A 14,876-nucleotide genomic window follows, 5' to 3' on the forward strand; every position below is an offset into this window, starting at 1 on the left:
GTAATGTAATGGATAATAAAATCGTATATGTCGTATCTGACTCTGTAGGGGAAACGGCTGATTTGGTTGTTCGAGCAGCAATGGGGCAATTCCCGTTTGCTCCTGATATTAGACGTGTACCGTATGTAGAAGATACAGGGACATTAAAAGAAGTGATTTCGATTGCTAAGAGTAATCAAGCACTTATATGTTTTACGTTAGTTAAGCCTGATATGCGCCAGTATTTAGTAACAGAGGCTGCAAAAGAAGGGGTAGAGGCATACGATATTATCGGCCCTCTTATTGATCAAATTGAAGAAATTACGGGGCAAGTGCCGAGATATGAGCCAGGTGTTGTTCGTAGGTTAGATGAAGAATACTTTAAAAAGATTGAAGCGATTGAGTTTGCTGTGAAATATGATGACGGCAGAGACGCACGAGGTATTTTAAAAGCAGATATCGTGTTGATCGGTGTTTCGCGTACATCAAAAACACCACTTTCCCAATATTTAGCTCATAACAAACGCTTGAAAGTTGCGAATGTACCACTCGTGCCAGAAGTTGACCCACCTGAAGAACTATATCAAGTGGCAAAAGAAAAATGTTTCGGTTTGAAAATTACGCCAGATAAGTTAAATCATATTCGAAAAGAACGATTAAAATCACTTGGATTAAGTGATGGAGCAACATATGCAAATATTAATCGTATTCAAGAAGAAATTGATCACTTTGAGGAAGTAATTAGTAGAATAAATTGCCAAGTAATCGATGTATCGAATAAAGCGATTGAAGAAACAGCAAATATTATTGTGAATGCAGTGCAAAACCAAAAAATGTTTTAGCACATTTACCAAAGGTGAATGTGCTTTTTTCGCTCGTGTGAAATATGGTACCTATGGACTTTGTAATAGATTGTAGTGTAATGGTTATACTTATACTCCTTTGTCTTTTAGTATATTCAAGGTGTGAGTTTGTCATCCTGAAATGTAAGATGAAAAAATAAAGGGATATGTAGCGTAGTTGAAGAAAATATATTATAATAAAAAATTGTGATAAAAACCTATATTTTACGTTTAGACTTTAATTTTTCAGAATAAACTAGGGATAGGATTTACGAAAAAGACATGTAATTACGTTAAATCGACAAAATCTATACAAGAAAACGCACATTATGGAAGGATTCACAGAAGGGATGTAGAATACAGAAATATGCAAAACATCAACAACATATTAGTTGGTGTAGATGTATATCCCGTGAAGGCTGAAATTGTGCAAGTTGGAGCGGAATTTCATGTCGGAATTTTGTTTGTCGCATCATATGCTCATCCTTTAAGGAAATAGCAAGGCAATTGGATCATTGTAGATACTGAACAAAATGGAGTTGATTGTTATATGGATCAACATGAAAAAGTTACAGATCTCAAGATCAAACAGTATATGTGGCTTGCTACTCTTCTTGTAAAAAGGTGTATATGTATTGTTTCTAAGAGATACATTTGTAACAGATGAGCAAATGTATACAATTTTATATAGCAAGTATGTATATGCGATTTATGCAGATAAAGGACCTATAGGAAAGGTTCAAAATCGTTTATACAATGTAATCGGCAACACTTTCTAACAAGTTTAGAAAAATATTGTCGAATTATAAAGGAATTTTTTAATTTATATCGAATACAACATACGACACGGAGATGGAGTTATGGGGAACAGAATTCCCGAAGAAGTTGTTGAACAGATTCGGACATCATCCGATATTGTAGAAGTCATTGGTGAATACGTTCAACTTAGAAAACAGGGGCGTAACTATTTCGGCCTTTGTCCATTTCATGGTGAGAATTCTCCTTCATTCTCTGTTTCATCTGATAAGCAAATTTTTCATTGCTTCGGATGTGGAGAAGGTGGAAATGTATTTTCCTTTCTAATGAAAATGGAAGGACTGGCGTTTACCGAGGCTGTTCAAAAGCTAGGCGAAAGAAATGGAATTGCGGTTGCAGAGTACACATCAGGACAAGGACAACAAGAAGACATATCTGATGACACTGTCATCATGCAACAAGCTCATGAATTATTGAAAAAGTATTATCATCATTTATTAGTAAATACGGAAGAGGGAAATGAAGCACTTTCATATTTATTAAACCGTGGTATTACGAAAGAGATGATTGAGAAGTTTGAAATTGGTTATGCATCACCTGCTTGGGATGCAGCGACGAAAATTTTACAAAAAAGAGGTTTATCGCTGTCTACTATGGAACAAGCTGGCCTTCTAATAAGAAGTGAGAAGGATGGTAGTCATTATGATCGCTTCCGTGGAAGAGTTATGTTCCCGATCTATACGTTACAAGGTAAGGTGATAGCGTTTAGTGGAAGGGCGTTAGGAGATGACACTCCGAAATATTTAAATAGTCCTGAAACACCGATTTTTCACAAAAGTAAATTGTTGTATAACTTCCACCAAGCAAGACCATTTATTAGAAAGCGTGGGCAAGTGGTTCTTTTCGAAGGATATGCCGATGTACTAGCTGCGGTAAAAAGTGGTGTGGAAGAAGCTGTTGCGACAATGGGAACAGCTTTAACTGAAGAACAAGCAAAACTTCTGCGACGTAACGTTGAAACTGTTGTTCTTTGCTATGATGGTGATAAAGCAGGGCGAGAAGCGACGATGAAAGCAGGGCAATTATTGCTAAAAGTTGGTTGCCAAGTGAAAGTCACATCCTTGCCAGATAAGCTTGATCCTGATGAATATGTGCAACAATATGGGACTACTGCTTTTGAAAATCTTGTGAAATCAAGTGTGAGTTTTGTTGGTTTTAAAATAAATTATTTGCGTTTAGGGAAAAATTTGCAAGATGAGTCTGGCAAAGAAGAATATGTGAAAAGTGTTTTAAAAGAGTTATCGTTGTTACAAGATGCGATGCAGGCAGAGTCATATTTGAAGTCATTATCGCAAGAATTTTCGTATTCAATGGAAACACTTTTGAATCAATTGCACCAATATCGCAAAGAACAAAAGGTACAGCAAAAACAAATAAAGCAGGTTGCTAAACCGTCTCAAGTCGTTCAAACAAAACCGAAGTTAACAGGTTTTGAAAGAGCGGAAAGAGAAATTATTTACCATATGTTGCAAAGTGCAGAAGTAGCTGTTCGTATGGAATCCCATATAGAAGATTTTCATACAGAAGAACATAAAGGGATTTTATATGAACTATACGCATATTATGAAAAGGGAAATGAACCTTCAGTCGGAACATTTTTAAGTTGGCTCTCTGATGAAAAGTTGAAAAATATTATCACTGATATTTCGACGGATGAATTTATTAATCCAGAATACACAGAAGAAGTGTTACAAGGCCATTTGGAGACGCTTAGACGGCATCAGGAAAAACTTGAAAAGATGGAGATCATCTTTAAAGTGAAACAAATGGAAAAAACAGATCCTGTAGAGGCTGCTAAATATTATGTAGCATATTTACAAAATCAAAAAGCGAGAAAATAGCTTTTTTGATAAAGTTTTAGTATAATGAATGTTTGTATCTCGCGTAAGGAGGGGAACAGATGGCTGACAAACCAGCTCGTTCTAAACAAATTGAAACTGAAATGACCCTTGAGCAAGTGAAAGAACAACTCACTGAGCTCGGAAAAAAACGTGGCGTTCTTACATATGAAGAGATTGCAGAACGCATGAATGGATTTGAAATTGAATCCGATCAAATGGATGAATACTATGAATATTTAGGTGAACAAGGCATTGACTTAGTTGGTGATAATGACAACGAAGAAGGCCCTAATAATCGCCAAATTTCAAAAACAGAAGAAGAGTTTGACCTCAATGATTTAAGTGTACCACCAGGGGTTAAAATCAACGATCCTGTTCGTATGTATTTAAAAGAAATTGGTCGTGTAGACTTACTATCTGCAGAAGAAGAAATTCGACTTGCAACGCGTATTGAAGAAGGCGATGAAGAAGCGAAACGTCGTCTTGCAGAAGCAAATTTACGTCTTGTAGTAAGTATTGCAAAGCGCTATGTAGGCCGTGGTATGCTTTTCTTAGACTTAATTCAAGAAGGTAATATGGGTCTAATTAAAGCTGTTGAAAAGTTCGATTATCGTAAAGGTTTCAAATTTAGTACGTATGCAACTTGGTGGATTCGCCAAGCTATTACACGTGCCATTGCAGACCAAGCGCGAACAATTCGTATTCCAGTTCATATGGTTGAAACGATTAACAAGTTAATTCGTGTACAACGCCAATTATTACAAGATTTAGGTCGTGAACCGTCTCCTGAAGAGATTGGTGAAGAAATGGATCTTGCTCCAGAAAAAGTACGTGAAATCTTAAAAATTGCACAGGAGCCAGTTTCTCTTGAAACACCAATTGGTGAAGAAGATGACTCCCATTTAGGTGACTTTATTGAAGACCAAGAAGCAACATCGCCTGCGGACCATGCAGCCTATGAATTGCTAAAAGAACAATTAGAAGATGTGTTAGATACGCTAACAGATCGTGAAGAAAATGTTCTACGTCTTCGTTTCGGTTTAGATGATGGACGAACTCGTACGCTTGAAGAAGTTGGGAAAGTATTCGGCGTAACGAGAGAGCGTATCCGTCAAATTGAAGCAAAAGCACTTCGCAAATTAAGACATCCAAGCCGTAGTAAGCGTCTTAAGGATTTCTTAGAATAGGTTATTTTTTAAGTTTACTTCACCATTGTGAAGTAAACTTTTTTATTTTGTTAATTTTTGTTAAAATTTAGTTGTCGGCAACGATTACAATTTCTTGTAATTTATTTTACAGAATTGTCTTTTGATTTGCAAATGCTCATTTTTCGATTTTTCGATTAATTTTGTTTATTCTATACAAAAATATATGTAGAAAAGCGAAAAATATGATGAGAAACGTTAATAATTATCGAAATAATAAGCGATATGACAATAAAAAACAATAAACTGAATTTATGGAATATTTTTAACAAGTGGTAGTTTACTCTTTTCTGATAGAGCGTTTTCAAGTACAATGGAAATGACTGAATCATCTAACTATTTAGGGATATAGAGGGGGGAGAAGAGATATGAAACGTAATCCGCTGATTCCGTTCGCTCTTATTGCAGCATTGGGTATTATCGTTATGTTTGTATTTTCATTTCAGGGGCTAAATAAATCTAAAGAGTTAGCTGATGCAAAAAATGGCGGGAAGCCAGCACAAACGGCATCAAAACCAGAAGATATTGTGAAGCAAAGCTGTACGAGCTGCCATGGTGATCAGTTACAAGGGGCAGTTGGACCTAACTTGCAAAAAATTGGTGGGAAACTTTCAAAGGATGAAATTAAAGAAATTCTTTCGAAAGGAAAAGGCAATATGCCTGCCAATATAGTTCCAGCTGATCAAGCCGCTAAAGTAGCTGATTGGTTATCGAAGAAAAAATAAAGTTCCGTATGACAAGCCTTTTGCTTATGCAAAGGGCTTGTTTTTCTATATTTTCTAAAATACGATGAATGATAGAGCAGTGAATTGTTGTTATGGGCTTGCAACAACTACTATAAATTCATTATCATGGAGACAGACTGACAAGAGAAGGAGTAATGGAAATACATGAATGAAGTAAAGCTTTCAAAACGATTAGAAGAAGTTGTACGTGAAATACCAGTAGGATCTACAGTCGCTGATATTGGATCGGATCATGCGTATTTACCGTGTTATACAATTATAAATAATATTGCTACAAAAGCAGTTGCAGGAGAGGTCGTAGATGGACCATTTCGCTCTGCGCAAGCAACTGTAGCTGAAAGTGGTTTACAAGATAAAGTAGATGTGCGTAAAGGGAATGGATTAGCTGTTATCGCACCAGGAGAAGTAGATGTAATTACGGTTGCCGGAATGGGCGGAGCGTTAATTCGTGACATTTTAGAAAGTGGTAAAGAAAAATTAGAAGGTGTAACACGTTTAATTTTACAGCCTAATATTGCAGCGCATCATATTCGTGAATGGTTTATTGAGAATGGTTGGGAGCTTATCCATGAAAAAATCGTAAAAGAAGATGGGAAAATTTACGAAATTTTAGTAGGGGAGCGAGGAAATGTTGCAGCGCCTTACTCTGAAAATAAACAAGCTGAATTGTTTATGGGACCATTTTTAATAACAGAAAAAAGTGAAGCCTTCGTTGAAAAATGGGAAGGAGAATTAAAAAACTTCCAAAATATTTTAAAACAGTTAGAACGTGCAGCTGATTCTGAAGAAACAAAAGCGAAGCGTGGGGAAGTAGAAGCGAAAATGAAAATGATAGGGGAGGTTTTATCATGAGTAAAATTCCAAATGGCCATGAAATTATTTCTTTATTTGAAAGTATGTATCCGAAGCATTTGGCGATGGAAGGAGATAAGATTGGCCTGCAGATTGGAGCGCTTAATAAACCCGTGCGGCACGTATTGATTGCGTTAGATGTAACGGAAGAAGTTGTGGATGAAGCAATTCAATTAGGGGCAAATGTCATTATTGCTCATCATCCTTTAATTTTTAACCCGTTAAAAGCGATTCATACAGATAAGGCGTATGGGAAAATTATTGAAAAGTGTATTAAAAATGATATTGCAATCTATGCAGCGCATACAAATGTGGATGTTGCTAAGGGCGGGGTAAATGATTTACTTGCTGAGGCGTTAGGATTGCAAAATACAGAAGTTTTGGCACCGACATATGCAGAAGAAATGAAAAAAGTTGTTGTGTTTGTGCCAGTCACTCATGCAGAAGAAGTAAGGAATGCATTAGGAGACGCAGGTGCTGGTCATATCGGCAATTATAGCCACTGTACGTTTAGTAGCGAGGGTACAGGCACATTTGTACCTCAAGAGGGGACAAATCCTTATATCGGGGAAACTGGACAGTTAGAACGTGTAGAAGAAGTGCGAATCGAAACGATTATTCCAGCTTCATTACAGCGGAAAGTGATTAAAGCAATGGTAACGGCGCACCCTTATGAAGAAGTAGCATACGATGTGTATCCGCTTGATAATAAAGGTGAAACGTTAGGCCTAGGAAAAATAGGATACTTACAAGAAGAAATGACGCTTGGTCAATTTGCAGAACATGTGAAACAATCATTAGACGTGAAGGGCGCAAGAGTTGTCGGTAAGTTAGACGATAAAGTGCGTAAAGTAGCTGTACTTGGTGGAGATGGTAATAAATATATAAACCAAGCGAAATTTAAAGGAGCAGATGTATATGTAACTGGTGACATGTACTATCATGTTGCTCATGATGCGATGATGCTCGGTTTAAATATAGTTGACCCAGGACATAATGTTGAAAAAGTAATGAAACAAGGTGTACAAAAGCAATTACAAGAAAAAGTGGATGCAAAGAAACTCAATGTACACATTCATGCTTCGCAGTTACATACAGATCCATTTATATTTGTATAAGAAAAATAAAAACCGTTGCTCATGCAAGCAACGGTTTTTATTATTGTTCTTTTTTCACTTTCACGCGAGGTAATATTTTTTGTAACGGTACTTTTCGAACTCTTTCCCATGTAGCGGGATTCATTGGGTTATATTGCTCTAAGAAAGCGATAACTTCTTTCGTAATTGGCGTTGGAGTAGAAGCACCTGCTGTAACAGCTACGTTTTCTACACCTTGTAGCCACTCTAATTGAATTTCGCTTACATCAGCAACGCGATATGCTTTTGTACCCGCGATTTCTTGTGATACTTGTGCTAAGCGATTTGAATTGTTACTTTTCGGATCACCAACAACAATTGTTAAGTCTGCAACATCAGCTTGTTTAGCGACAGCTTCTTGGCGAACTTGAGTTGCTAAACAAATTTCTTTATGGAATTCTGCTGTTGGGAATTTTTTTTGAATGTCCTCCATTAAATGTTGAACATCCCATTGGCTCATCGTTGTTTGATTTGTTACTAAAATTTTATCTGTTGGGATTTCTAATGTTTTTAAATCATCGGCTCTTTCGATAAGGTGAACGATGTCAGGTGCAATACCAACTGCGCCTTCTGGCTCTGGATGATTTTTTTTACCGATATAAATGACATGATACCCTTCCGCTTTCTTAGCTTCGATAAGGTCATGCGTCTTGGTAACATCTGGGCAAGTAGCATCGATTGTTGTTAAACCTTTTTCTTTTGCGCGTTGTTTAACTTCTGGAGAAACACCGTGTGCAGTGAAAATAACAGTACCAGAATCAATTTTATCTAAAATTTCTAAGCGACTTGGACCGTCTAATGTGATGATTCCATCTTCTTCAAAAGCGTCTGTAACATGTTTATTGTGAACAATCATACCTAAAATATAAATGGGTCTCGGCAATGATTTATCTAATGCGGCGTTACGTGCAATTACCATTGCATCGACAACACCGTAGCAATAACCACGAGGGGAAATTTTAACAATTTTCATATGAGTAATCCTCTCCTTCTAAACAAGGGATACTTTTGTGCATAGTCTTTTACATTATAAAGGAGGAGTGGATAGAAAACAAAGGATTGTTACACATATAGTTTTGGTTTTGTTGCTGTTTGTTGAACTGGTTCTTTCGGTAACTCTTTTTCTATTACAGGTTCAATCACTATTTTCTTTCGTTTTCGTTTCTTTTTTTGAGGTGCAGGAGGCGGACTTTCTACCTCAACTGGCTCTGTTACATTTTCCGTTTGATTTTCTTCCGTGCTTTTTCCAGAGGTGAGGATTTTAACAATGCTTGGTAGACTACGCATAATAGGACCATACTGTTCGACGACAGGACCTACAGATTGAACGACTTGGGATACTTTTTCGATGTTATTTATCATATTAGTTGGATTCGAAATTAAGTTCGAAAAAAAACTGCCGATGCCACTGCTTGCTGTTGCCGCAGTTGTAGTTGTAGTTGTAGTTGCGCCGCCGCGCGTTTCATTTGATTCATACATTTGAGGCGGTATCATTTGCTCAGGATGTTGCTGCATGTATGGTTGATATTGTGGATGTTGCTGCGGATATTGTTGCTGGTATTGCTGCGGATATTGCTGATGATATTGCTGCGGTGGTTGCTGATGCATCATTGGTTGCCCTTCCATTTGTCGGTAAGGTGGAACCATTTGCATAAACGGCTCGGTTGGATCGTGTTTTTTAAAAAGCTTAGCAAGAAAACCTTTCTTTTTTTGTGCCATTGGTGGTAGTTGTGGAATTGGATATGGTGTATAAGGTTGCTGCCCTGGATTCGGATACATTTGCCTTGTAGGGGATTTCGGAAACATGTGAGAAATCCTCCTTTCTTCAGTTAGGTATATACACATACAATATGCAATAAAAGGGAAGAAGGTTAGTTTTTGAAGTGAAAACCTAAACTAAAGATGGATTTTACTTGTAGATTTCGATATAATGTAGACTTGACTGATTTGTGCGCGCAGTAGAAATTTTAGAAAGAAGGTGTAACTTATGACACAACAAACTTTTACACAGTATGATTTTAAACCATTTTTAATAGATGCAGTTCGTGAACTACGCTTTACAGAGCCGACAGGAATTCAGCAGAAAATTTTCCCGGTCGTGAAAAAAGGTGTAAGTGTAATTGGACAATCCCAAACAGGTTCTGGGAAAACACATGCATACTTACTTCCTACATTAAACAGAATTAATGCAAGTCGTGAAGAAGTACAACTTGTTATTACAGCGCCTACTCGTGAGTTAGCACAACAAATTTACGAAGAAATCGTGAAATTAACAAAGTTTTGTGCGGAAGACCAAATGATTACAGCACGTTGTTTAATTGGTGGAACTGATAAACAACGTTCAATTGAGAAATTGAAAAAACAACCTCATATCGTAGTTGGGACACCAGGACGTATTAAAGACTTAGTTGAAGAACAAGCGTTATTTGTTCATAAAGCAAATACGATTATTGTCGATGAAGCAGACTTAATGCTTGATATGGGATTCATTCATGATGTAGACAAAATTGCAGCACGCATGCCTAAAAACTTGCAAATGTTAGTTTTCTCTGCAACAATTCCTCAAAAACTAAAACCGTTTTTGAAGAAATATATGGAGAATCCAGAGCATATTCATATCAATCCAAAACAAGTTGCAGCTGGAAACATTGAACACTATTTAGTGCCTTCTAAACATCGTAATAAAATTGATTTAGTGCATAAAATGCTACTTCAATTTAAACCGTATTTAGCAGTTGTTTTCACGAATACGAAAAAGATGGCAGACCAAGTTGCTGATGGATTAATGGAACGTGGCTTAAAAGTTGGACGAATTCACGGGGATTTATCACCACGTGATCGTAAAAAAATGATGAAACAAATTCGTGACCTTGAATTCCAATATATTGTTGCGACTGATTTAGCAGCACGTGGTATTGATATTGAAGGGATTAGCCATGTTATTAACTATGAGCTACCATCAGATTTAGATTTCTTCGTTCACCGCGTTGGAAGAACAGCACGTGCGGGTCATTCTGGTATTGCAGTGACGATTTATGATCCAGCAAACGAAGAAGCGTTAGATAGCTTAGAAAAACAACGTCATATCGAGTTTAAACATGTAGATTTACGTGGAGATGAGTGGGCAGATTTAGGTGAGCGTCGTCGTCGTAAGAGCCGTAAAAAACCAAATGACGAACTTGATGTTATGGCAACGAAAGTTATTAAAAAACCGAAAAAAGTAAAACCAAACTATAAACGTAAACTTGCAACAGAACGTGACAAAGTGAAGAGAAAATATAGCAATAAAAAAAGATAAGGGGTTTCCCTTATCTTTTTTTAATCCCGCTAATTTAAATGAAGAGTATAGTCTGTCTAAATAGTCATATGAATTTGTGTAGTGCGTCTTTTGTGAACAAACAATTCACTACATATTTCTACAAATTATGCTATCATTATATCTATTGTATATTGAAGAGGTGATTGTATGTTAAAGATTGGATCTCATGTTTCCATGAGTGGTAAGAAAATGTTATTAGCAGCAAGTGAAGAGGCTGTTTCATACGGTGCAACAACGTTTATGATTTATACAGGTGCACCGCAAAATACACGAAGAAAACCAATTGAAGAATTGAACATAGAAGCAGGAAGAAAACATATGGAGCTGAACGGAATTGAGGAAATTATCGTCCATGCGCCGTATATTATTAATGTTGGGAATACGACGAAGCCAGAAACATTCCAATTAGGCGTAGACTTTCTTCGCATGGAAATTGAAAGAACATCGGCATTAGGTGTAGCGAAACAAATTGTTCTTCACCCAGGAGCGCACGTTGGTGCTGGAGCAGATGCTGGTATTCAACAAATTATTAAAGGGCTTAATGAAGTATTAACGCCAGAACAGACGGTTAACATTGCGTTAGAGACGATGGCAGGAAAAGGAACAGAATGCGGTCGTAGCTTTGAAGAAATTGCAAAGATTATTGATGGTGTAAAATATAATGAAAAGCTATCTGTATGCTTTGATACGTGTCATACGCACGATGCAGGATATGATATTGTAAATGACTTTGACGGCGTATTAAACGAATTTGATAAGATCGTTGGTATAGATCGTTTACAAGTACTTCATATTAATGATAGTAAAAATGTACGCGGAGCAGGAAAAGACCGTCATGAAAACATTGGATTTGGTCACATTGGGTATAAAGCATTGCATCACATTGTACACCATCCACAGTTAATGCATGTACCAAAAATTCTTGAAACACCGTATGTAGGGGAAGATAAAAAAGATAAGAAGCCACCATACAAATTGGAAATCGAAATGCTGAAAAACGGCACTTTTGATGAAGGGCTTCTTGAAAAAATTAAAGCGCAATAAGGAGGGGGAAATCCCCTCCTTATTTTAGTAGTTGCTGAAATAATGTATTTACTTGTTGGGCAGTGGCAGGGGAAGTTACTTTTGCGATTTGTTTTAAAAGCTCTAGTCGCTCGTTGTTATCGTAAATATTAATATTTTTACCCTTCATAAGTAAAACGATTTGATCAGCTTGTGCGGCTGTAATGGGAACTTCATATTCTTTGCTATATTTTAATAGCTCTTTTGTAGAAATATGATTTAATTTTTTATTAACAATTTGTTTAATGAGGTTCATCTTATTATCCTCCTTCACGCGTTCTTCTATCGAAATATATGAGCATATAGCTTGTACATATTCGTGTGGAGTTTCTTTTTCATGAGGAAAAGAAGCGTATGTTATAATATAAGGACAAAACTACAGAAAAAGAGTAAAGGGAGGACTTATGGAGCAAAAGCAACATCGAAAAGAAAGTGTTATTCATCTCATTTATCGTTTAGTTATGATTATTTTTGGAGCAGCATGCGCGGCGGTAGCAATTGAACTATTTTTAATGCCAAATAAAATTATTGATGGTGGAATTATTGGTATTTCTCTTATATTAGATTATCTTACTCCTAACATTTGGTGGTTAAGTTTTTCTACTTTAGTCGTTGTTCTCAATATCCCATTTATGTATTCCGGTTATAAGCAAATTGGAAAAACATTTATGTTATCTTCGACATTTGGTATTGTAGCGTTAGCTTTCATTGAGTCAACGTTACATGCGGTACCACCATTTACAACAGAACCTATTTTAGCGACAGTGTTTGGTGGTCTTATTTTAGGTCTTGGTGTAGGACTTGTAATTCGTCATGGTGGATCGCTAGATGGAACTGAAATTATGGGGATTTTATTAACGAAGAAATTACCATTCTCTGTTGGTGAATTCGTAATGTTTGTGAACTTATTTATTTTTGCATGGGCAGCATTTGTGTTTGGTGTGGAACAAGCGATGTATTCTGTTATGACGTACTATATCGCATTTAAAACGATCGATACAGTAATTCAAGGGCTAGATGAAACGAAGGCGGTTTTAATTGTATCTGATCAATATGAGGAAGTATCAAACGCGATTTTGCATCGTCTTGGCCGTGGAACTACAAAGCTTGTAGCGAAAGGTGGTTACACGGATAAAGAAAAAGAAGTTATTTATGCAGTTGTAACGCGTCTAGAAGTGACGAAGTTAAAATCAATTGTGCATGAAATTGATGAAAATGCATTTGTTACGATTATGAGCACGCAAGAGACAAATGGTGGTAAGTTTAAATCGGCTATTCACTAAAAAGTTTATAGGAATATTTTTCGGAAGCAGAGAATTTTTCTCTGCTTTTTGTTATAATAGTAAGGTTTCTTGAAAAAATAGATATATTTTAGGCAGATTGGTTTACAACTATAATAAGCTGTACTATAATTCAAATAGATATAAATCGGAATCATTCTGAATTAAAATAGGTGAGATGCTATGAATAATATATTAGAAATTGAAGGTTTAACATTCCGATATGAAGATCGGAATGTGTTAGAAAATATTAATTTGCAAGTTCCGAAGGGAGCTTTTTTAGGTTTAGTGGGACCGAATGGTTCAGGTAAATCAACTTTACTTAAGTGTTTATTAGGTGTTTTAAAGCCAAAAGAAGGAAGCATTCGCGTGTTTGGCGTTGATAGTAAGAAGTTTAAGGAATGGAACAAAGTTGGTTATGTATCCCAAAAGGCAAATAGTTTCAATTCTGGTTTTCCAGCAACTGTTTCTGAAGTTGTGTCAATGGGACTTGTTTCGAAAAAAGGGCTTTTTCGCTTTTTCACAAAAGAGGATAAGAAAAAGGTAGAAAAAGCAATTGCTGATGTAGGGATGAGTGAGTTTCAAGGTCGTAACATTGGAGAGCTTTCTGGTGGACAGCAACAGCGTGTATTTATTGCTCGTGCGCTCGTTAGTGATCCTGAATTGCTTATTTTGGACGAGCCTACTGTTGGAATCGATGTGAAAAATGTGGAAAGTTTTTACGAAATATTAGAGGATTTAAACAAAAGGCTCGGGATCACATTAATTCTTGTTACTCATGATATGGGAGCTGTTACTGAAAAAGTAACACATGTTGCATGCCTAAACCAACATCTACATTTCCATGGAAATGTAGAGAAGTTCCGAGAGTTAGAAGATGCAGAAATGTCCGTCTTATATGGACATCATGTTCATCGTTTAGAACACGAACATGAGCATCACGGGAGGATATAATGATACAAGATTTTTTACAATATGACTTTTTACGTAATTCTTTATACGCTGGTATTTTAATTGGACTTGTTGCACCGCTAATTGGTGTGTTTGTTGTTATTCGTCGTTTATCTCTTATTGCGGATGCATTAAGTCACGTGACGTTATCGGGTATTGCAGCAAGTTTATTACTTGAAAAAACCATTTTTACAGGTGGATTTTTAAACCCCTTATATATGGGGATGATTTTCTCGATTGGTGGAGCGCTACTAATCGAAAAGTTACGAACTGTATATAAGCACTATCAAGAATTAGCAATTCCAATTATCCTTTCGGCAGGGATGGGGGTTGGAGTTATTTTCATTTCACTTGCAAATGGATTTAACACAGACTTATTTAGTTATTTATTTGGTAGTGTCAGTGCTGTAACAAGTACAGATTTAATTATTATTGGGATTGTAGCAATTGTTGTTGTTGCGACAATTATTTTATTATATAAAGAGCTGTTTCTATTATCATTTGATGAGGAATACGCAGTATCAACTGGTTTAAGAGCGAAATGGATTCACTTTATTTTCATTATATTAGTTGCTCTTGTCATTGCAGTATCAATGCGTGTAGTGGGAGTTCTTCTTGTATCATCATTAATGACGTTACCAGTTGCAGCAAGTATTCGTATTGCTAAAGGATTTAAACAAACAATTTTCTTTTCCATTTTATTTGGTGAAATTGCAGTAATTGGTGGAATGTTTGCTTCGTATCAACTTGATCTAGCGCCAGGTGGTACAATTGTTATGATAGCAGTTCTTATTTTAATCGGTGCGATTTTATGGAAGAAGAAAAAAACTGCATAAAGTAGGGATAG

15 protein-coding genes are annotated in these 14,876 nt (G+C 36.4%); 12 read left to right on the forward strand and 3 right to left on the reverse strand.

Going from position 1 to position 14,876, the window contains the following annotated elements:
• Positions 1-8 precede the first annotated feature (8 nt).
• The 7 genes from ACTFRU_RS14745 to ACTFRU_RS14775 all read left to right on the forward strand — a co-directional run bounded on the left by ACTFRU_RS14745 (position 9) and on the right by ACTFRU_RS14775 (position 7,399).
• The gene (locus tag ACTFRU_RS14745; RefSeq protein WP_000368945.1) at positions 9-821 is read left to right on the forward strand and encodes a pyruvate, water dikinase regulatory protein; all 813 of its coding nucleotides are present in this window, start codon (positions 9-11) and stop codon (positions 819-821) included.
• 635 nt (positions 822-1,456) lie between these two features.
• Positions 1,457-1,600 (forward strand): hypothetical protein, encoded by a 144-nt coding sequence (locus tag ACTFRU_RS14750; protein ID WP_000479733.1) that lies wholly within the window; start codon positions 1,457-1,459, stop codon positions 1,598-1,600.
• A gap of 81 nt (positions 1,601-1,681) precedes the next feature.
• On the forward strand, positions 1,682-3,478 hold the full coding sequence (dnaG, locus tag ACTFRU_RS14755; protein WP_000528223.1) for a DNA primase: 1,797 nt from the start codon (positions 1,682-1,684) through the stop codon (positions 3,476-3,478).
• Positions 3,479-3,537: 59 nt separating this feature from the next.
• Positions 3,538-4,665: an RNA polymerase sigma factor RpoD gene (gene rpoD, locus ACTFRU_RS14760; protein WP_000764065.1), complete on the forward strand. Its 1,128-nt coding sequence runs from the start codon at positions 3,538-3,540 to the stop codon at positions 4,663-4,665.
• 386 nt (positions 4,666-5,051) lie between these two features.
• Entirely contained in the window at positions 5,052-5,408 is a 357-nt protein-coding gene (gene cccA, locus ACTFRU_RS14765; RefSeq protein WP_000828141.1) for a cytochrome c550, read from the forward strand.
• A gap of 165 nt (positions 5,409-5,573) precedes the next feature.
• On the forward strand, positions 5,574-6,281 hold the full coding sequence (locus tag ACTFRU_RS14770) for a tRNA (adenine(22)-N(1))-methyltransferase (RefSeq protein WP_001006542.1): 708 nt from the start codon (positions 5,574-5,576) through the stop codon (positions 6,279-6,281).
• Positions 6,278-7,399, forward strand: coding sequence for a Nif3-like dinuclear metal center hexameric protein (locus ACTFRU_RS14775; protein WP_000036243.1), 1,122 nt, complete (start codon positions 6,278-6,280; stop codon positions 7,397-7,399). Before ACTFRU_RS14770 ends, ACTFRU_RS14775 begins: the two co-directional genes overlap by 4 nt.
• A gap of 40 nt (positions 7,400-7,439) precedes the next feature.
• Here ACTFRU_RS14775 and ACTFRU_RS14780 read toward each other — a convergent pair whose 3' ends face one another.
• Both ACTFRU_RS14780 and ACTFRU_RS14785 read right to left on the reverse strand, forming a co-directional pair.
• Positions 7,440-8,390, reverse strand: a complete 951-nt coding sequence (locus ACTFRU_RS14780; RefSeq protein ID WP_000706662.1) for a 4-hydroxy-3-methylbut-2-enyl diphosphate reductase — start codon at positions 8,388-8,390, stop codon at positions 7,440-7,442.
• A gap of 89 nt (positions 8,391-8,479) precedes the next feature.
• Positions 8,480-9,223, reverse strand: coding sequence for a YqfQ family protein (locus ACTFRU_RS14785; protein WP_440037702.1), 744 nt, complete (start codon positions 9,221-9,223; stop codon positions 8,480-8,482).
• A 181-nt stretch (positions 9,224-9,404) separates the two neighbouring features.
• Between ACTFRU_RS14785 and ACTFRU_RS14790 the strand changes: the two genes are divergently transcribed.
• On the forward strand, positions 9,405-10,715 hold the full coding sequence (locus tag ACTFRU_RS14790) for a DEAD/DEAH box helicase (RefSeq protein ID WP_000194017.1): 1,311 nt from the start codon (positions 9,405-9,407) through the stop codon (positions 10,713-10,715).
• Positions 10,716-10,883: 168 nt separating this feature from the next.
• Positions 10,884-11,780, forward strand: a complete 897-nt coding sequence (locus tag ACTFRU_RS14795) for a deoxyribonuclease IV (protein ID WP_000912460.1) — start codon at positions 10,884-10,886, stop codon at positions 11,778-11,780.
• A 19-nt stretch (positions 11,781-11,799) separates the two neighbouring features.
• Here the strand turns inward: ACTFRU_RS14795 and ACTFRU_RS14800 are convergent, their stop codons facing one another.
• Positions 11,800-12,054, reverse strand: a complete 255-nt coding sequence (locus tag ACTFRU_RS14800; RefSeq protein WP_001048954.1) for a DUF2624 domain-containing protein — start codon at positions 12,052-12,054, stop codon at positions 11,800-11,802.
• Between the two features lie 148 nt (positions 12,055-12,202).
• Between ACTFRU_RS14800 and ACTFRU_RS14805 the strand changes: the two genes are divergently transcribed.
• The 3 genes from ACTFRU_RS14805 (at position 12,203) to ACTFRU_RS14815 (ending at position 14,865) form a co-directional block, all read left to right on the forward strand.
• Positions 12,203-13,081, forward strand: a complete 879-nt coding sequence (locus tag ACTFRU_RS14805; protein WP_000435963.1) for a YitT family protein — start codon at positions 12,203-12,205, stop codon at positions 13,079-13,081.
• Positions 13,082-13,261: 180 nt separating this feature from the next.
• Positions 13,262-14,032, forward strand: coding sequence for a metal ABC transporter ATP-binding protein (locus tag ACTFRU_RS14810; protein WP_001059662.1), 771 nt, complete (start codon positions 13,262-13,264; stop codon positions 14,030-14,032).
• The gene (locus ACTFRU_RS14815) at positions 14,032-14,865 is read left to right on the forward strand and encodes a metal ABC transporter permease (RefSeq protein WP_000613815.1); all 834 of its coding nucleotides are present in this window, start codon (positions 14,032-14,034) and stop codon (positions 14,863-14,865) included. Before ACTFRU_RS14810 ends, ACTFRU_RS14815 begins: the two co-directional genes overlap by 1 nt.
• The last annotated feature ends 11 nt before the right edge of the window (positions 14,866-14,876 follow it).

Source organism: Bacillus cereus group sp. MYBK220-1 (assembly GCF_051916445.1).
Taxonomy (GTDB): domain Bacteria; phylum Bacillota; class Bacilli; order Bacillales; family Bacillaceae_G; genus Bacillus_A; species Bacillus_A cereus.